Raw genomic sequence first — 20,739 nt, 5'->3', positions numbered from 1 at the left:
TCAAACCCTTGCTTCATCAAATAGAAAAAAGGCAGCCCGTGAAAGGAAGTGACAATGTGTTAGAAGAAGTTCTAGCAATTCATCAAAAAAATATTGGTGTGCTAAGTCTTGAAGCAACAGAAGCGGTATTAAACCATCATGATTTAGCCAAAATGTATACACCTGGTGTCGCAGAATTGAGTTTAATGATTGCTCAAAATCATGAATTAGCGCGCGAGTGGACCATTAGTGGTAAGTTAATTGCAGTTATTACAGATGGGTCAGCTGTTCTGGGTCTCGGCAATATGGGCACGCAAGCGGGCTTGCCAATTGTTGAAGGCAAAGCTTTACTTTATAAAAATTTGGCGGGGGTCGATGCTATTCCTTTAGCACTGGAACAAAAATCAGTTGACGAGATGGTTCAAACAATTGAAAATTTACAAAATAGTTTTGCAGGAATCCATTTAGAAGATATTTCTGCACCAAAATGTTTTGAAATTGAAGAAAAACTTCAACAACGTTTGAACATTCCTGTGTATCATGATGACCAAGAAGGAACAGCCATCGTCGTTTTAGCTGGGCTAATTAATGCAGCTAAAATTAAAGGAAAACCTTTAAATCAATTACGTGTGGTGATTAACGGAGTTGGTGCTTCTGGTGTAGCGACCGCTAAGTTATGTATTCAAGCGGGGATTACGCATCTCACCTTAGTAGATCGCCAAGGTGTTTTAAGAGAAGAAGACCCGACATTGAATCCTTACCAACGTGCTTTGCTTCGACAGGTAATAAAACCATCAGTAGAAAACAAAGATTTAGCCACCGCTGTCGTCAATCAGGATGTTTTTTTAGGCTTATCAGAAGCGGATGTGCTAACGCCAGCCCTGATTAAATCAATGAGCCAAGACCCAATTATCTTTGCTTTAGCAAATCCTAAACCAGAAATTGAACCAGCCCTCGCCCAAGCCAATGGTGTCCGTTTATTAGCAACTGGTTCTTCCAAATATCCGAATCAGGTGAACAACATTTTAGCTTTTCCAGGTCTTTTTAAAGGGTTATTGGCAGCGAAAGGCAGAAAAGTCGATGTCGGTTTGCAAATGACAGTAGCACGAAGCTTGGCCGCTATGATTTCAGAACCCACAGCAGAAAAATTCATACCTAATGTATTTGATGGCGGCGTAGTTGACACGGTTTTTAATGCTGTACTAGACTATATAAAACAAGAAAAGACCACGGCAGAAGAAGGGACGTAAAAGGCAATGACAAAGCAAGCAAGGAGTAAATTAGCGCAGCAAGCACAATTGGCACTACTCTATGAAGTGACCTGTTTAAATAAACCAGGCTTGGTGGATCCAGTCGATGCAGGCGCCCATCAAGATATGGATGTTTTCACTTTTTTAGAAAGTAGTGTGGTTTTGACTCCTTATTTTGAAACCTTCGTTCAAGCTGGGACAGAGCTACGTCATTTGCCGATTGAGGCAACATTTCGCACGATTCGACAAGTTGGTTTAGAAGCAGAACAAGCGATGTTTGAGGCAACAGAAGGGATCAACACACATAAAGGAGCAATTTTTTCTCTAGGTATTTTTTTAGCTATCTGTGGTCGTCTAATGATTTGGGAGCCCCCTTGCACCTTACAATTGTTTCAACAAACGCTTCAAACAATGACGCAAGACTTACTGACCGACTTTGAAAACCTCGCTACGAATGAGCTAGAAAAACTAACTTGGGGTGAACGACTATTTGTTCAGCATGGCTTGACTGGAATCCGTGGTGAGGCGCAACAAGGTTATCCCGCTGTCTTTGAACAGGGAGTGCCTTATTATCAAAAACATCAAGGCACACAACAACAAAAACTCATTGATACGCTCCTTTATTTATCGCTCTATGTTGAGGATACGAATTTGATTAAACGAAGTCAAAATGTCCAAATTTTTGAAATATATCAACCGTTAATCCAGGAATATTTTGCTTTAGGGGGGACACAAACGTTACGGGGAACCCTTTGCTTAGAAAGATTGAATCACTTATTCAAAGAAAAAAATTGGAGTATTGGTGGCAGTGCAGATGCTTTAATTTTGGTGGTGTTTTTAGATAAACTAATGAATTTAAATTGGCTGACGCCTTAATTAAAAAGATAGTTACAACGCGGATTTGGTCAGTTATTTTGACCTTATATGCCTATGGAAAGGTCTAAAGAGAATTCAAGAAAGCGATTGACAAATACCACGAAACACAGTATATTTTATTACGAAATCATTCTTATCAGAGTATACAAATACGATGATAAACAGTTGAAGCGAATCTTGATTTGCTTTTCCTAAACCTGATTCTTTTAGAATCAGGTTTTTGTTTATCTAAAAGGCGGCATTCGTTCAAAAACGGCTGTCGTCTTTTTTATGAAATTTTTTTAATATAAAAAATTTCATAAAAAAATCTTAAAAACAGAAAAAATTGTTATAGATTAGAGTCATTTTTTTGATGTAAAGTTTTTATGACTCACAGCTATAAAATTGATAAAAACAGTCAAAGAAGCAGAAAAAATAATAGTGGAATTTCTCAAAAAAATAAAAAATTTTTCCGTTATTTAATTATCGATTTATCAAACGATAAGTTATAATAAAATAATTTATTTATCTTTAATGATTGGGGAGAAATGTATAAACTTCCTCATTTTCCTCTCATTGTATAATAACTCACTAATGAATTAGTGAGTTTTTTAACATATCCAGGATGTTTGTTATCAAATGAATTTTTATATAAAAATTCACAGCATTATATTTTGAAAAGCTGAGGAAATGTACTAAACTGCAGGTGTTAAATCCATTTAAATCGCTAAAGGGGGAGATGAACAACTAGGGGAAGCTAATGATCTTGGTATTTATCGTTTATTTTAAAGAAAAGAGGGACGATCAGATGAAAAAGAAAATTGTTGAGGATTTTAATCGGAAAAGTCAGCATAAAAAATGGACAAAACGCAAGATGCTTAATTTAGCAATATCAAGTGGTTTATTATTTACGTCATTAGCAATCCCTGTAAGTATAGCTGTTACCTCTGGCACAATCAGTGCATCAGCAGCGGTCTTGGATATCGAACTATTATCAAATGTTACGTCAAATAATGACAGTGGCACTTCAACGAGTAATCGTTGGACAGCCGCAAACCAAAATCAACCAGTTAATTTCACGGTTTCTGGTGGCGCTTTAGCAGATGCTTCCGCTGTGTTTAGTGGACAAAAACAAGCGGTGTTAGTGGTTCCTCCTGAGTTAAGAGGAAATGTAGCTGCAGCAGGCAGCGCAGCAATCAATACCAATGTCACGATTGATCTTTCAAAAGTTACTTTTTTGACCGCCGTTTTGAATGCAGCCAATGATTTAACCAATGTGATTACTCAAATTACCAGTGGGGCTTTAGGGAATTTAACTGGTGTTGATATTGATTTGACGGAAGTGAATCGTCAGTTGGAATTAGTGAATAACATTGAAAACTTAGGTGCTGCTTCATTTACAGCTCCGGAAACATTAGCAGCTGACGGCTCATACATTAGCGCACCAATTAGTGATGGTTTAGGGTTAGTTTTAGCCCAAAATGTTTCAAACATCTTACAAGATTTGAATGCGGCCGTTCAAGCTTTGGAGGCAAAAGGAACCAGTATCCCAAGTAATCTTGTCGCTACAGCCATAAATGCAGCCTTGCTTCCTGTCAAAGGCACGGTGAACGTGGCTGTTTCAGGTGCTTTGCCTTTATTAGCGGTTGGTGGTTCAGGCGTAAATGAGTTAGTGGATGCTTCTTTACTAGGCGCAACCACGGTTACTTTACCAACTACCGTTTCAACACCTCAAAATTTATCCAATAATTTAGATGCTCGTTTTGTAGGAACAGTCGTTCAAACAGATCTTTTAGACGTTAATTTATTAGCAACAGCAGACGGTGTATCCAACATTTATTTTGCTGCAGGTACTACTAGTGAAGTAACCGCACCTACCGTAACAGGAGTAACAGGCAATTCAACGGCAGGTTACGAAGTTAAAGGAACTGCCGATGCCAATGCCACGGTTGAAATCCGAAATGCAGGAGGCACCGTGATAGGCACAGGGACCGCTGATGGGACAGGGGCATTTACAGTTACCATTCCCGCAGGTGAAGCAGGTGCCAATGAAACATTAACGGCTGTAGCGAAAAACGCCAGCGGTACAGAAAGTACGCCAACAACGTTCCAAACACCAGCGGATGAAGCCACCGTAACCGCACCAACAATCACAGGAGTGACAGGTAATTCAACGGCAGGTTACGAGGTCAAAGGCACCGCTGATGCCAATACCACGGTTGAGATCCGAAATGCAGGAGGCACCGTAATAGGTACAGGGACCGCTGATGGGACAGGGGCATTTACAGTTACCATTCCCGCAGGTGAAGCAGGTGCCAATGAAACATTAACGGCTGTAGCGAAAAACGCCAGCGGTACAGAAAGTACGCCAACAACGTTCCAAACACCAGCGGATGAAGCCACCGTAACCGCACCTACCGTAACAGGAGTGACAGGTAATTCAACAGCAGGTTACGAGATCAAAGGCACCGCCGACGCCAATGCCACGGTTGAAATCCGAAATGCAGGAGGTGCCGTGATAGGTACAGGTACCGCTGATGGGACAGGAGCGTTTACAGTTACCATTCCCGCAGGTGAAGCAGGTGCCAATGAAACGTTAACCGCCGTAGCGAAAAACGCCAGCGGTACAGAAAGTACGCCAACAACGTTCCAAACGCCAGCGGATCCTAATACACCCGTGGCGACGCCAATTGTTGAGACTGTAACAGGTAGTACAAAAAAAGGCTATGAGGTCACAGGGACTGCTGAAGTTGGCACCACCATTGAGGTTCGCGATGCAGCTGGCATGGTCCTTGGTACTGCAACAACTGGAACTGACGGAAAATATACAGTGACTTTAGATTCAGGGAAAGCAACAGCAAATCAAACGCTGAGCGTTGTAGCGAAAAACGCTAGTGGCACGGAAAGTCAACCAGCAACGGCGACAACACCAGCTGATGTCACTGCACCAACAGTTGATAACATCACAGGCAACTCTGGTACGGGTTATGAAATTACAGGAACAGCAGACCCTAACACAACAATCGAAGTTCGTGATCCAGCTGGGGCAGTTATTGGTACAGGTACCTCTGATACGAATGGTGATTTTACTGTAATGCTACCAACGGGAACGACAAATCCTGGGGATACGTTAACAGTGATTGGAAAGGATAACGCGGGAAATGAAAGTCAACCGACTGAAGTCCTTGTTCCTGCTGATGCCACGGTTACAGCACCAACTGTAACAGGAGTAACAGGTAATTCAGTTGCTGGTTATCAGGTGACAGGCACCGCTGATCCGAATGCTACCATCGAAATTCGTGATGCAGATGGGAACGTGATTGCAACAGGGACTGCCGATGGGACTGGTTCCTTTGCCGTGAACCTTCCAGCTGGGACGGCAAATGCGAATGAAACATTGACAGCGTTAGCCAATGATCCTGATGGCAATACAAGTACACCGACAACCTTCCAAACACCAGCAGATGAAGTAGTGGCACCGCCAAGTGTCGACAAAGTTACTGGGAATACAACACAAGGATATCAAGTGACAGGTACCGCTGAACTTGGCACCACCATTGAAGTTCGTGCAACAGACGGAACAGTTTTAGGCACCGCAACAACTGGACCGACTGGCCAATATACTGTGACGTTAGCTTCAGGAAAAGCAACAGCTAAACAAACAGTGAATGTAGTTGCTAAAAATGATACTGGACTTGAGAGTCAACCAACTACAGCTATGACACCCGCTGATGTTACCACACCAACAATTGGTGACATTACTGGAGATTCAACGACTGGTTATGAAATCACTGGGACGGCGGACCCTAACACCACCATTGAAGTACGGAACCCAGATGGAAGAATTATTGGTACAACGACAACGGATGATCAAGGGAACTTTACTGTGGACCTTCCAGCGGGAGCCGCTAATCCTGGTGATACATTAACAGTTGTTGGAAAAGACGGTGACGGCAATGAAAGTCAACCAACGGAAGTGACGGTCCCTGAAGATGCAACCGTAGTAGCACCAACCGTGACGACTGTTACAGGAACAACTGCCACTGGGTATCAAGTAACCGGCACGGCAGAGCCAAATGTCACCATTGAGATTCACAATGAAGCAGGTTTAGTTATTGCTACGGGAACGACTGATGGTGCTGGTGCCTTTACAATCACTCTTCCGACGGGCACAGCAACAGCCAACGAAGCCTTAACTGCCATTGCGAAAGATGCTGCTGGGAAAGAAAGTAATCCGACTGCTTTCAAAACACCTGCTGATCCAGATGCACCAGTCGCGACACCTACTGTTGACAAAATCACTGGTAGCACGACAAAAGGCTATCAAGTAGTAGGAGCAGCAGAAGTTGGTACAACAGTTGAGGTGCGTGACGACGATGGCACAGTCCTTGGCATGGCAACTACTGGAACTGATGGCAAATACACAGTAACTTTAGAGCCAGGGAAGGCCTCAGCTAACGAAACAATAACTGTCGTAGCGAAAAATGCAACAGGAAAAGAAAGTCAGCCAGCTACAGCAACTACACCAGCCGACTTAGCCACACCAACCATTGATTCTATTACCGGAAATTCTGGTAAAGGTTACGAAATCACTGGAACGGCGGAGCCCAAGACCACTATTGATGTCCGTGACGCAGACGGAACCATCATTGCTGCTACAACTGCTAACGAAACTGGCCAATATACGGTGACTCTACCAGCTGGCGTAGTGACACCAAGAGAAACGATTACGATTATTAGCAAAGATGGCGCAGGTAATGAAAGTCAACCAGCTACAGCCGTTATTCCAGCGGATGTTGTTTTAGCGGCGCCAACGATTACGAAGGTTGAAGGAAACAAAGCCAATGGCTATACAGTCACTGGAACTGCTGATCCAAATGTCACGGTTCAATTTTACAATAGCAGTGAACAATTATTGGCAAGTGGCAGTACAACTACTGGAGGCACCTTCTCCGTTCATATTGCAGCAGGGTTAGCAACAGAAAAAGAAACGTTAACCGCACTAACCACAGATACACAAGGAAATGTGAGTCCTAAAACCACATTTATGACGCCAGCCGATATTACGGGAGAACCAGAAATTAAAATTGCGGCACCAACTGTTTCTTCAGTTTTAGGAACGTCTAAAGCCGGCTACCTCATCAAAGGAACAGCTGAACCAAACCGAATCATTCAAATTAGTAACCGACTATTAAGAAGTGTGATTGCTGTAGGTGCCACCGATGCTGAAGGCAACTTCGCTATCCAATTAACAGCGGGACAAGCGACTGCTCAACAAAGTTTACTTGCGACAGCTACCGATGGCGCAGGACATTACAGTACGGCTACAACCTTCATGACACCAGCCGACCCAACGAATCCTGGAGGAGGCAATGGTAACACTGGCGGAAATAACGGCAATACAGGCGGCAACACAGGAAACAATGGCGCAACTGGCGGGAATAATGGGAATGGTTCAAACACAGGTTCAAATCCAAATGGGGGTTCTGGTTTAGGCACAACAGGTTCTGGCTTAGGTTCACTAGGCAATGGCCTCGGTACAAATGGTAGTGGCTACAATCCGAAACTAAGTACCATCAGTTATGGCACTGGAAATCACGGGAAAACAGGCTACTTACCTAGCACAGGTGAAAAAGAGTCTTCAGCCGTGACAACAAGTTTGTTTGGCGCCTTTGTCGCACTCCTTGCGAGCATGGGAATCATCAAACGCAAACGTAAAAACTAGCTCTCTCCTTTAATTCCTATAGATGAGAAAACGTATTGTTGAGAATTCCCCACTCAATGATACGTTTTTTCGTTCCATTTAATGAAGAAAAATTGCCAAATAGAATAAAATGTGCTATTCTATTTTCAGAAAATCGAAGGAACAAGCAGTGAAAGTGCTAAATCCAACCTGAATTTTTTAATGCAGGAGGAGTGGGCGCTTTTTTTGTTGTTATGAAGAAAGGAAGCTAATTATGCAATCAGCTACAATGGAATTTGATACAATTGCGGCGATTTCTACGCCGCCAGGTGAAGGTGCGATTAGTATTGTTCGTTTAAGTGGCGAGCAAGCAGTTGCTATTGCAAACAAAGTTTATCGGTCAGGCACTAAAGATTTAGCTAAAGTCCCCACGCACACGATTCATTATGGTCATATTGTTGATCCGCAAAACGATCAATTGATTGATGAAGTCATGCTTTCTGTGATGCGGGCACCGAAAACATTTACTCGAGAAGACGTGGTAGAAATTAACTGTCATGGCGGCATTGTCGTGGTGAACCAATTATTGCAATTACTGTTACGTGAAGGCGCACGAATGGCCGAACCTGGGGAATTTACAAAACGTGCTTTTCTAAATGGCCGAATGGATCTTTCACAAGCAGAAGCAGTGATGGACTTAATCCGTGCTAAAACAGATAAAGCGATGAATGTTGCATTGAACCAATTGGATGGTAACTTGTCGGCGTTAATTCGTTCATTAAGACAAGAAATTTTAAATACTTTAGCACAAGTAGAAGTTAATATTGATTATCCAGAGTATGATGATGTCGAAGAATTAACCACGAAATTACTTTTAGAAAAAGCCGAATTTGTGAAAGCGCAGATTCAACAATTATTAACGACCGCTAAACAAGGAAAAATTTTGCGAGAAGGTCTAAGTACAGCAATTATTGGCCGACCAAATGTCGGGAAATCCAGTTTGTTAAACCATCTGTTACGAGAAGAAAAAGCCATCGTTACAGATATTGCTGGAACGACACGTGATGTCATTGAAGAATACGTTAACGTTCGCGGCGTTCCTTTAAAATTAATTGATACAGCGGGGATTCGCGAAACAGAAGACATTGTGGAACGAATTGGTGTCGAACGTAGCCGCAAAGCGTTAGCAGATTCGGATTTAATTTTGTTAGTCTTAAATCAAAGCGAAGAATTGACAGAGGAAGATCGTCAACTGTTGGAAGCAACGAAAGGCTTAAAACGCGTTATTCTTTTAAATAAAATGGACTTACCGACAAAACTGGATCCTAACGAATTACAAGAATTAGTCCCTGCAGAAGAAATTTTATCCGTTTCGGTGTTGTCAAACACAGGCTTAGACCAGTTAGAAGCGAAAATTGCTGATCTTTTCTTTGGCGGCCAAACAGGCGAAAAAGATGCTACCTATATTTCTAATACACGTCATATTGCTTTGCTGGATCAATCAGCGCTTTCGTTACAAGAAGTGATTAACGGCATCGAAGCAGGTATGCCAGTCGATTTAGTTCAAATTGATATGACCCGTTGTTGGGATTATTTAGGGGAAATCGTCGGCGATAGTGTCCAAGATGAATTAATTACACAGTTATTTAGTCAATTTTGTTTAGGAAAATAAGACAAGAGAGGAATTTTTTATGAATCAATATCAAGCAGAATCATATGATGTTATTGTCGTCGGTGCTGGACATGCTGGCTCTGAAGCAGCCTTAGCAGCCGCACGAATGGGCGTTAAAACGTTACTTTTAACGATTAATTTAGATATGGTTGCTTTTATGCCATGTAACCCTTCTGTTGGTGGACCTGCCAAAGGAGTCGTTGTCCGAGAAATCGATGCATTAGGCGGCGAAATGGGTAAAAACATTGATAAAACCTACATCCAAATGCGGATGCTAAATACTGGTAAAGGTCCAGCAGTGCGTGCGTTGCGCGCGCAAGCTGACAAACATGCCTATGCGACAGAAATGAAACATACCATTGAAAAAGAAGAAAATTTAACCCTTCGTCAAGGGATTGTTGAAGAATTAATCGTGGAAGATGGCGTTTGTCGTGGTGTTGTAACTTCAACAGGTGCCGCATACCGTAGTCAAGCAGTGGTGATTACTGCCGGTACTGCCTTGCGTGGCGAAATTATTATTGGTGAATTAAAATATTCATCAGGACCAAACAATTCGCAACCTTCCGTTGGTTTAGCCAATCATTTAAAAGAATTAGGTTTAGAAATCGATCGCTTTAAAACAGGAACGCCGCCACGAGTAAAATCAAGTACGATTGATTATTCTGTGACAGAGGAACAACCAGGCGATAAAGAACCCAACCACTTTAGTTACAGCACGCCAGATAGTGCCTACAATCAAAACCAAGAACCTTGTTGGTTAACTTATACGAATGAAACAACGCATGAAATTATTCAAAAAAATCTACACCGCGCCCCAATGTTTACTGGGATTGTTGAAGGTGTGGGCGCTCGGTATTGCCCATCCATCGAGGACAAAATTGTTCGTTTTGCAGACAAACCAAGACACCAATTGTTCTTGGAACCAGAAGGGTTGAATACCGAAGAAGTTTACGTCCAAGGCTTATCTACTTCTTTACCAGAAGATGTCCAAACAGAAATGCTTCATTCTATTGAAGGATTAGAAAAAGTAGAAATGATGCGTACAGGTTACGCCATTGAATACGATGTGGTAGTCCCTCACCAATTACGCCCAACATTAGAAACAAAGGTCATTGAGAATCTTTATACAGCAGGTCAAACGAACGGAACTAGTGGCTACGAAGAAGCTGCTGGTCAAGGCTTGATGGCAGGAATTAATGCTGCATTGAAAATTCAAGGCAAAGAGCCTCTTGTTTTAAAACGTAGTGACGGCTATATTGGCGTCATGATTGACGATTTAGTTACAAAAGGTACCAACGAACCTTATCGCTTATTAACGTCACGTGCGGAGTATCGTTTGATTTTACGACATGACAATGCGGACTTACGTTTAACAGAAATGGGTCATGAAATTGGCTTAGTCAAAGAAGAACAATATGCCGCCTATCTAGTCAAAAAAGCGGCTGTTGAAGCGGAAATTGCCCGCTTAGGCAAACATCGGATTAAACCGACCAAAGAAGTGCAAGCATTTTTGGAAACCAAAGGCGCTGCTGGCTTAAAAGACGGTATTTTAGCTAGAGATTTTCTGAAACGCCCAGAAATCAGTTATCAAGAAGTCGCTCAATTTATTCCCGCACCTGAAGAGGCGCTCGATCCGAAAGTGATTGAACAAGTAGAAATTCAAATCAAGTACGAAGGCTACATTAAAAAAGCCATGGAAAAAGTTGAGAAACTAAAACGCATGGAAGCAAAACGCATTCCAGAAAACATTGATTACCAAGCGATTAACGGCTTGGCTACAGAAGCAAAACAAAAACTACAAAAAATCCAACCAGAAACGATTGCCCAAGCAAGCCGTATCAGCGGTGTGAACCCCGCTGACATTAGCATTTTGATGGTCTACATCGAACAAGGAAAAATCGCGAAAGTGCAAGGATAATAAAAATTTGAAGCAGTTGCTTCTTCACGGATGATTGATTGTGAAGAAGCAACTGCTTTTTTGTTTTGAATTAGTCTACTCTTTTTTCTAAACTACAAAAAAAGACTGTCTTAAATAATTTCACAAACTGACCTATACTGAAAGCGCAAACAAATGATAGGAGTGGAACAAATGACAGATTGGTTAGGAATTAAAGGAAAAGTAGTGATTGTTACAGGAGGCTCATCTGGTATTGGTCGCAGCATTGTTGAAAGCTTGTTAGCACAAGAGGTCTATGTCGCTAATTTTGATATTTCAGCATCAGAAACGCAACATGAGCATTTACTCTTTGTGAAAGTCGATGTAACTTCTCGAGCAGAAGTAGAAGCGGGTGTCGCTCAAGTGGTGGAAAAATTTGGAACCGTAGATGGCCTAGTAAATAACGCCGGAATCAATATTCCTCGTCTATTGGTGGATAAAAATCATCCTCATGGGCCTTATGAATTATCGGATGAGGTATTCGATAAAATTGTAGCCATCAATCAAAAAGGGCTCTACCTAATGAGCCAAGCAGTGGGCCGGATTCTTGTACAAAAACAAGCAGGTGTCATTATTAATATGTCTTCAGAAGCTGGATTAGAAGGCTCCGAAGGGCAAAGCGCCTACGCTGCAACGAAAGCAGCGGTCAGCAGTTATACACGTTCATGGGCTAAAGAGTTAGGAAAATCAAACGTCCGTGTCGTGGGGATTGCGCCAGGCATTATGGAAGAAACGGGCTTGCGCACTTTAGCATACGAAGAAGCATTGGCTTATACACGAAACATTTCTGTGGAGCAATTGCGAGCAGGTTATTCAAAAACAAGTACGATTCCATTAGGTCGTAGCGGAAAACTCCATGAAGTCGCTGACTTAGTATGCTATTATTTATCAGACCGTTCAAGCTATATTACAGGCATCACCACAAACGTAGCTGGAGGTAAAACAAGAGGATAGAGGTGGGAAAACTAAATGACGCTAGTAAATAGATGGTACCAAGTAATAAAATTACTAGTTGATCACAAAGGAATGAGCTTACAGGAATTGCAAGAAAAATTAGCCGCAAGTCCTCAAACAGTTCGTAAAAACATTGATACATTGAATGATGAATTAATCGGTATCGCCCAAATTATTCAGAAGGAAAATCTCTTTCAGTTAGAAATCAATAACTTTGAAGGTTTTGAAGAGGTTTTGTCTGGACGGCTAAAAAGGGAATCTGATTTTAATTCTTCAAGCAAGCGTGTTTCCTACATTATCAAACGATTAATAGAAGAAGATCAATTTATTTCAACTTATGATTTATCCGAAGAACTCGCCGTTAGTCGCGGCACAGTTAATAAAGACATTAAGCGCATGAAAGAGCTGATTGCTCCTTGGCAGGTTGCGGTTGTAGGCACGCCAAACCGTGGCATTCATTTAGAAGGAAAAGAGTTTGATTTACGCTTACTTCATGTGAATTACGTCCAAGAATATTTTGAAGAACAGTTTCTTCATGAAACTACCAAACAAATGATACAAAAAATAATCAAAGAAACAAGACTAGCGAAACAAGATAGTTTTCTTTTACGAAGAGTGGTTTCAATTGTTTTGCAGCGTGTTTTAGCTGGAAAACTCATTACGGAACTACCACCAGAATATGTTGATTATGTTCGTCATAACGAGCAGATTGAAGAACTGATGTATCACTTGGAAATAACCTATAATGTAACGTTAAGCCAATGGGAACGTTCCTTTATCAGCTTTCCTTTTAACATCAACACAAACCATATTCGTAATTCTTTATTGGCTGATGAAGGACTCTTAGCTGACTATTTTCAAAAAATGATGAAAAAAATTCATCATTCAGTTGTTGTTGAATTTGATGAGGACTTCTTGTTTTCAGAAATGAAAGATCATTTAAGAAACGTGATGAATCGACTCGTTTTTCATGTGGAGTGTCACGATTTATTTTACGGAGAAATTGAACGACAATATCCTTTGGCCTATGAATTAGCCAAGATTGGCTTGCAAGAATTGGGCCGTTTGTTAAATCGTTGTGTGCCGACGGTTGAATTTGGGTATCTCGCTTTGTATTTTGAGCTAGCATTGAGAGGGAACTATGAAGCGGGAGCCAAAAAAGAAATCGCTGTAATCTGCAGTACAGGTCATGGAACGGCCTTGATCATTCAGCGGCAATTGGAAAAAGTTTTGGGTCCAGACGTCCAGATTGCCCATTTTTCTGAAGAAGAGGCAGAGAGAAGAGAATTGAATCAATATTTTGCTATTTTTACAACCATTCCCTTAAAAAATATTCGACCACAAACACCGATGATCCATTTAACTAATTTATTTAACGATACTTGGCTCAGAAATGAGTGGCAGAGAGCAAAAGAAATTCGTTCCGTGGAATCTCAAAATATTCATATGACCTATCAATTATTAGAGAATACTCAAGGTTACCGAGCGAATATCCAGAAAATGGTTGCTGATTTAGAAGCAGAAAAATTAGTAGATCCTCAATTTATCGAACGAATTTTTACTAGAGAAGATCAACAAACAACTATTTTTGAATCGGGGATTGCCTTTCCCCATACAATTAATCAAGCCTTACCAACGATTATTTTATCGATTGGGGTTTTTGAAGAATCACTGGTTACACCAGAAGGTAAAGTTGATGTTATTTTGCTGTTGGGTATTCCAGAAGAGCTGACGGCCACTGTTGAAGCAGAGTTACTACAACTATATGACCGCTTGTTTACAATCGCAGGAGACGAACGTTTACGTAATGAGTTACGGAAGCAACGAGATGTTTTAGCAGTTAAAGAGTGGATGCAAAGGAAGGGGATTATCATATGAGTTTTATCTACGTATTCGGGGCGCTTTTTTTAACAGCTTACTTCGTTCAGATAGCTATGGGAATGAAACAGATTAAACACTTTAATCAAAACTACCAAGAATTGCGACAATTAGGAAAAGTCGCGATTGGTCGACGTGCAGGGAAGTTAAAAGCAGGCACGATTATCTTGTTTGCTGTGGATTCACAAGGGAAAATCTTAGCCGCTAGAAAGATGCAAGGTGTCACTGTTCTAGCTAAATTCCATTCCTTACCTCAGTACGTGAACGAGGATATTCATTATATGGATCATTACCATCCGCTCGTACAAAAGGAAAATAAATTAACCCAACAAGCGATGGAAAATGCACGAGAAATTTACTTACGTGTTGAGCTTGGCAATTATCAAGAAACACAACCATTAACGCCGCTTAATGGAGCCAAAATTCAATGGCAATTATGGAAAAATAAAGTACAAACAAAATTGAAAGGAAGTGTCGAGTAATGTCTTATATTACAAAATTTGCGGAAGGATTTATGCACCTTTTCCAAACAGGAGCAGAAACATTTATTTCTTGGATGACAGGCATCGTACCTGTTGTTTTGATGTTAATGGTAGCTATGAATACTTTAATTGCTTTTCTAGGAGAAGAAAGAGTAACCAAGGTAGCCAAACTTTCTGCCAAAAATCCTGTTACGCGATATTTAGTTCTGCCTTTTTTATCCGCTTTTATGTTAGGCAATCCAATGTCCTTTACGATGGCTCGATTTTTACCAGAATACTATAAACCTAGCTATTATGCTGCACAAGCGCAATTTTGTCATACCAGTAATGGAGTTTTCCCTCATATTAATCCTGGTGAATTGTTCGTTTGGTTAGGGATTGCGCAAGGGATTGATACGTTAGGACTAAATTCGATGGACCTAGCGATTCGCTATATGTTTGTAGGGATATTAATGAATTTTATTGGCGGTTGGGTTACCGATTTCACTACCGCCTATGTTTGCAAACAACAAGGAATTACCCTTAGTAAAACAGTAGAGATTGCTGTGGATTAGAAAGGAGCAAGGTGAGATGACGTACAATAGTATTAAGGTAGTTAAAGGAAATGGCGGTTATGGTGGGCCCTTAGTGATTACACCGACAGAAGAAAAACATAAATTTATTTACATTACAGGTGGCGGCGAGAAACCCGCAATTGTTGATAAAATCGTAGAATTGACAGGAATGGAAGCGGTCAATGGTTTTAAGACATCGATTCCAGATGATGAAATCGCATTAGCCATTATTGATTGTGGAGGCACTCTTCGTTGCGGAATTTATCCTAAAAAAGGAATTCCTACTATTAACGTTGTTCCAACTGGCAAAAGTGGTCCCTTAGCACAATACATTAATGAGACAATTTATGTTTCCGCTGTAGGCCCGAAACAGATTACATTGACATCAGAAGAAGCTGCTGCTGCTACAGAAAAGCCCACCTCGAAAAAAACAGAATTTAAATATGATACAAGTAAAAAAATTACTGAACAAAAAGCGGAACAACAAAGTTTTGTTGCGAAAATTGGTATGGGTGCAGGAAAAGTTGTAGCGACATTCAACCAATCAGCCCGTGAAGGCGTACAAACGATGATCAACACAGTGATTCCGTTTATGGCATTTGTTTCTTTATTAATTGGTGTGATTCAAGGTTCAGGAATTGGTGAATTTTTTGCCAATATCATGGCGCCATTGGCAGGAAACATTGTGGGGTTAACAATTATTGGTTTTATTTGTTCTCTGCCGTTTCTTTCTCCTTTATTAGGTCCTGGAGCAGTAATCAGCCAAGTAATTGGTACGTTAATTGGTGTGGAAATTGGGAAAGGCAACATTCCGCCACAACTAGCTCTACCAGCATTGTTTGCTATTAATACACAAAACGCGTGCGACTTTATTCCCGTGGGTTTAGGCTTGGAAGAAGCTGAAGCTGAAACCGTTGAAGTCGGGGTTCCTTCTGTTTTATATTCTCGTTTCTTAAATGGTGTCCCTCGAGTACTAGTTGCTTGGTTAGCAAGTTTTGGATTGTATAGTTAAAAAATTTTTTTGGAGGATGGGAAATGTCAGTATTTACAACAAAGGTTCAGTCTATTGGACCAGAAGCCGAATTATTTAAAGAAGAAAAAATGGTCATCTTATTTGGAAAAGATGCACCAGATGCTTTAGCAGATTATTGTTATAACATTGAGGTTCAGCCAGTCACAGAAGCGATTACGGACAAGCAAACGTTAGTGATTGATGAACAAACTTACCAGATTACCGCTGTAGGCGAGGTAGTATTAACTAATTTAGACACATTGGGTCACATTACTATTAAATTTGATGGCGCAACAACACCTGAATTACCAGGTACATTATATGTTGAAGAAAAAGCTATTCCTGAAATAACTGTTGGTACAACAATCACTATTCTATAATTATCGTTTAAGGGAGGAACGTAAAAGATGGAATTTATGCTAGATACAATTAATCTTGAGGCTATTCGAAAGTATCAGAAAATTTTACCACTGGCAGGCGTAACGTCTAATCCCAGTATTGTTAAACAAGCAGGAAAAATTGACTTCTTTGCGCAGATGAAAGAAATCAAAAAAACGATTGGACAAGCGAGTTTGCACGTCCAAGTGGTCGGTCAAACGACAGAAGAGATGCTAGAAGATGCCCAAACCATTGTACAACAATTAGGCCAAGAAACATTCATTAAAATCCCAGTCAATGAAGCAGGCTTGGCAGCCATCAAACAACTAAAGCAGGCAAATTATCGGATAACAGCAACCGCTATTTATACAGAATTTCAAGGCTACCTAGCGATTGCGGCAGGTGCAGATTATTTAGCACCGTATTATAATAGGATGGAGAATTTAACAATTGATTCTCAAAAGGTTATTGAGCATTTAGCTGCAGAAATTAAACGGACGAACGCAAAGAGTAAGATCTTAGCTGCTAGTTTTAAAAACGTGGCACAAATTAATCAAGCCTGTCAAATGGGGGCGCAAGCGGTCACTATCGCACCAGAACTCGTGACACAAGGCTTGGCAATGCCCGCCATTCAAAAAGCAGTAACTGATTTTCAGGAAGATTGGGTTGCTGTTTTTGGAGTAGAAACGGTAAACGAATTAGCATAAAAAGAACGAGAAGAAAAAGCGGCCATTTTTCTTCTCGTTCTTTTTTTGTTTCACATGAAACATCTACGATTATTCACTTGCTTAAAAATTAGACAATTTCCTTTATTTGTCAAAGAATTTCTTAAAAAAAAGGGTTATCTTTTGGGTATTTTTTTTGGTAGCAGTATGATGAGGGTATCAAATGATAGGAGGAAACGAGAATGAGATACACAAATGGAAATTATGAAGCATTTGCTCGACCAAGAAAACCAAAAGGTGTAGATGACAAGAGTGCCTACATCGTTGGTGGTGGCCTAGCAGGTTTAGCAACGGCTGTTTTCTTAATTCGTGACGGTCAAATGAAGGGCGAAAATATTCACATTTTTGAAGAACTCACGCTGTCTGGCGGTTCTTTAGATGGTAAATTTATTCTCCATGATGGCTTTGTCACTCGCGGCGGACGCGAAATGGAAAACCATTTCGAGTGTTTGTGGGATCTATTTCGTTCGGTACCATCATTAGAAGTAGAAGATGCCTCTGTCCTAGATGAGTTTTACCGTTTAGATTTAGATGATCCGAATTCTTCAAATTGCCGCATTATTCATAACCGTGGCGAACGTGTCCCAGATGATGGACAATTTACTTTATCCAAAAAAGCACAAAAAGAAATCGTTGATTTATTTATGACTTCTGAAGATCAATTAATTGGCAAAAAAATTGAAGATGTTTTCGGTGAAGAATTTTTTGAATCCAACTTTTGGATCTATTGGTGTTCAATGTTTGCTTTTGAAAAATGGCACTCTGCCATTGAAATGCGCCGCTACATCATGCGCTTTATCCACCACATCAAAGGTTTGCCTGACTTTACAGCCTTGAAGTTTACCAAATACAATCAATACGAATCGTTAGTGAAACCATTACTAAGCTTTTTAACCAATCAAGGGGTAGACTTTCAATATGAAACAACGATCAATGATATCCAAGTCGACATCAAAGGAGCTACTAAAGTTGCTCGGCGATTATTGCTGACACAAGCGGGCAAAACCAAAGAAATTCCTTTAACTGAAAATGATTTAGTCTTCGTAACGAATGGCTCAATTACTGAAAGTTCGACGCAAGGAGATCATCATACACCAGCACCAATTACTCATGAACTAGGGGGAAGTTGGAATCTCTGGAAAAACTTAGCAAAACAATCCTCAGAATTTGGACACCCAGAAGTTTTCTGTGAAAATTTACCAGATGAAAGTTGGTTTGTCTCAGCAACGATTACGTGGGAAAATTTCGATATTGAACCGTATCTTTCTCGGTTAACACATCGTAAATTACGGACAGGAAAAATTGTCACAGGTGGTATTATTACTATCAAAGACTCTAATTGGATGATGAGTTTCGCTATGCATAGACAACCTCATTTTAAAGAACAAAATGATCAACAATCTATAACTTGGGTATATGGATTGCTTTCTAATAAACCAGGAAATTATATTAAAAAACCAATCGAACAATGTACAGGCCAAGAAATTACGCAAGAGTTACTTTATCATTTAGGGGTCCCAGAAGGGGAAATTGAACGTATTTCAGAAGAATCGGCTACCACTATTCCGGTGTATATGCCGTTTATCACTTCTTACTTTATGTTAAGAGAACCAGGCGATCGACCATTAGTTGTACCAAACGGCTCTAAAAACCTTGCTTTCATTGGGAACTTCGCAGATACTGAACGAGATACGGTGTTTACAACAGAGTATTCTGTACGGACAGCGATGGAAGCTGTTTATCAATTGCTAAAGGTTGAACGCGGAGTACCAGAAGTGTTTGCTTCTGCATACGACTTGCGCGTCTTAGCAAACTCTGTTTATTATTTATCTGACAAGAAAAAATTAACAGAAATGGATATGCCGTTCGTAGAACGCAAAATGGTTGAACACTTTGTGAAGAAATTTGAGGATACGTATATTGGTGATATTTTAAGAGAAAATCATTTAATTTAGTTGAAAAAGCGAGTGTAAATCACTCGCTTTTTTGGTTGTTTTATTAACCGTTGAATAAATATTTATTATTGTGTATATTTCTTTTGTGATTTTATGGATATTAAATATATAATATATTGAATGGGATTAGCCAGTGGGCAACTTCGCAAAAAAATCTTAATTTCTGAAGAGACTTTTTCAAAATTTTGTTGAAAAGAAGGCGCATTTTTACCATAGTTTCTTCACATTTAACGGCTATTATTTAAACATACCCGATAAACAAAACCCTAACAAAACACTTTTTCATTTTTTAACTCCTCCGCCCGCCCTTCCCCAAAGGGCGGGTTGTTTTTTTGCGTTAAAGCAGTTGGCATTTTGCGGGGAAAGGATTATCATTATAGAAGAAGTATATAGAAAAAGGCGGCGAGAAGATGGGACGTTGGCAAGAATTACAACAAGCAATGAGCGCTGGTGTAGAGGCGGCGATTGACGCTGGCTGGGACCGCCAAGCTGTTTATGGATTAGTGGAAAGCGCCATAAAAGACACGCGTTTCTTGCCACTTGAGCAAGCGAAAACAGCAGTCGCGGAACTGTTTTCTGAAGTGGAAGAAGTGGGCTCTTCAGCGTATGAGCGATTATTTCGCTTTTCGGCTTATCGTCCGCAAGAAAAGCTCTCGTTACTGTTATGGCAATTAGGTGCAGTGTTGGATCAGCATGGCATGTTGCAATTAGTAGGACCTTATCGTTTCTCGAAGACGGTTGCACCGCATGCGACGTTTTGGGATTTGTTGGCAAAAACAGTTCAAAAAGCCTATCCGTTAGGTCTTCTTGGGAGCTTTAATCAAGAGAAAGCGAAAAAGATACATCAATTAAGAATGTATATTGATCGTCAAAATATCACGTATATCCGCGATTTTTTTAAACAAGAAGGGGACACCGATGAACAGGCATTAAAACGCTATGTTTTTACGGCCAAGCCGCAAGGGATGGGCGGGCGGAAGCTGAAAAAAAGCTCTGCTCGTTTGCACAACAAATACCCTGAGGGGGCATCTTATTCTTTAATTAATAAGAAACGATTGACGCCTAATTTTCACAGTGAGTTTATTTTGAATGAAGAAGGGACCTTTGTAACCCAGTGGGATGTGTTAGTTGAAGACTGGCGAGGCAGATTAATTAGTAATCCAGCTTATTATCAAGCGGCCAAAAACAATGAATACCAGGAAAAAGTCTTGAATGGTGAATCGTTTAATTATGCAAATCGGAATAATCGTACCCATGAATTACTAGATAGTTCACCACCAGGGAGATTTGATCATCAATTACGAAAAACAGCCAAAAAAGGTTGGTTAAGTCCCCGTATCCAAGAATACGACTACCGCAGAGAACGACAAATAAAGTGCGATGATTATAGTAAGTAAAACAAGCCAATGTTTCACATGAAACATTG

General features: G+C 40.5%; 14 protein-coding genes. All 14 read left to right on the top strand.

Annotated features, from left to right (window positions below; translation table 11 throughout):
* Positions 1-56 precede the first annotated feature (56 nt).
* Positions 57-1,229, top strand: a complete 1,173-nt coding sequence (locus tag IGJ20_RS13195; protein WP_126254717.1) for an NAD(P)-dependent malic enzyme — start codon at positions 57-59, stop codon at positions 1,227-1,229.
* Between the two features lie 6 nt (positions 1,230-1,235).
* Positions 1,236-2,105: a triphosphoribosyl-dephospho-CoA synthase CitG gene (citG, locus tag IGJ20_RS13190; protein ID WP_126254716.1), complete on the top strand. Its 870-nt coding sequence runs from the start codon at positions 1,236-1,238 to the stop codon at positions 2,103-2,105.
* 739 nt (positions 2,106-2,844) lie between these two features.
* Positions 2,845-7,809: an Ig-like domain-containing protein gene (locus tag IGJ20_RS13185; RefSeq protein WP_126254715.1), complete on the top strand. Its 4,965-nt coding sequence runs from the start codon at positions 2,845-2,847 to the stop codon at positions 7,807-7,809.
* A gap of 232 nt (positions 7,810-8,041) precedes the next feature.
* Entirely contained in the window at positions 8,042-9,439 is a 1,398-nt protein-coding gene (gene mnmE, locus IGJ20_RS13180) for a tRNA uridine-5-carboxymethylaminomethyl(34) synthesis GTPase MnmE (RefSeq protein ID WP_126254714.1), read from the top strand.
* 19 nt (positions 9,440-9,458) lie between these two features.
* Positions 9,459-11,357, top strand: a complete 1,899-nt coding sequence (gene mnmG / locus IGJ20_RS13175; RefSeq protein ID WP_002355988.1) for a tRNA uridine-5-carboxymethylaminomethyl(34) synthesis enzyme MnmG — start codon at positions 9,459-9,461, stop codon at positions 11,355-11,357.
* A 171-nt stretch (positions 11,358-11,528) separates the two neighbouring features.
* Positions 11,529-12,329, top strand: coding sequence for an SDR family oxidoreductase (locus IGJ20_RS13170; protein WP_002355987.1), 801 nt, complete (start codon positions 11,529-11,531; stop codon positions 12,327-12,329).
* Between the two features lie 15 nt (positions 12,330-12,344).
* The gene (locus IGJ20_RS13165; protein ID WP_002364610.1) at positions 12,345-14,207 is read left to right on the top strand and encodes a BglG family transcription antiterminator; all 1,863 of its coding nucleotides are present in this window, start codon (positions 12,345-12,347) and stop codon (positions 14,205-14,207) included.
* On the top strand, positions 14,204-14,689 hold the full coding sequence (locus IGJ20_RS13160) for a transcriptional regulator GutM (protein WP_002368739.1): 486 nt from the start codon (positions 14,204-14,206) through the stop codon (positions 14,687-14,689). The genes IGJ20_RS13165 and IGJ20_RS13160 overlap by 4 nt, the downstream gene beginning before the upstream one ends.
* The gene (srlA, locus tag IGJ20_RS13155; protein ID WP_002355983.1) at positions 14,689-15,243 is read left to right on the top strand and encodes a PTS glucitol/sorbitol transporter subunit IIC; all 555 of its coding nucleotides are present in this window, start codon (positions 14,689-14,691) and stop codon (positions 15,241-15,243) included. The genes IGJ20_RS13160 and srlA overlap by 1 nt, the downstream gene beginning before the upstream one ends.
* Positions 15,244-15,259: 16 nt before the next feature.
* Positions 15,260-16,255: a PTS glucitol/sorbitol transporter subunit IIB gene (gene srlE, locus IGJ20_RS13150; protein ID WP_430605243.1), complete on the top strand. Its 996-nt coding sequence runs from the start codon at positions 15,260-15,262 to the stop codon at positions 16,253-16,255.
* A gap of 23 nt (positions 16,256-16,278) precedes the next feature.
* Positions 16,279-16,635 carry a PTS glucitol/sorbitol transporter subunit IIA gene (locus tag IGJ20_RS13145; protein WP_002355981.1) on the top strand — a complete coding sequence of 119 codons (357 nt, stop codon included), beginning with the start codon at positions 16,279-16,281 and terminating at the stop codon, positions 16,633-16,635.
* Positions 16,636-16,662: 27 nt separating this feature from the next.
* On the top strand, positions 16,663-17,340 hold the full coding sequence (locus IGJ20_RS13140; protein ID WP_002355980.1) for a fructose-6-phosphate aldolase: 678 nt from the start codon (positions 16,663-16,665) through the stop codon (positions 17,338-17,340).
* Positions 17,341-17,540: 200 nt separating this feature from the next.
* Complete coding sequence (locus tag IGJ20_RS13135) at positions 17,541-19,313, top strand: oleate hydratase (protein ID WP_126254711.1); 1,773 nt, start codon at positions 17,541-17,543, stop codon at positions 19,311-19,313.
* 410 nt (positions 19,314-19,723) lie between these two features.
* A complete protein-coding gene (locus tag IGJ20_RS13130) occupies positions 19,724-20,710 on the top strand; it encodes a DUF3114 domain-containing protein (RefSeq protein ID WP_126254710.1) in 987 nt (328 codons plus the stop codon).
* The last annotated feature ends 29 nt before the right edge of the window (positions 20,711-20,739 follow it).

The sequence above is a fragment of the Enterococcus sp. DIV0294 genome (genome assembly GCF_050558155.1).
Lineage (GTDB): Bacteria > Bacillota > Bacilli > Lactobacillales > Enterococcaceae > Enterococcus > Enterococcus faecalis.
The sequence above is the reverse complement of the archived record's forward strand: the minus strand, read 5'-3'. Positions and strand labels throughout refer to the sequence as shown.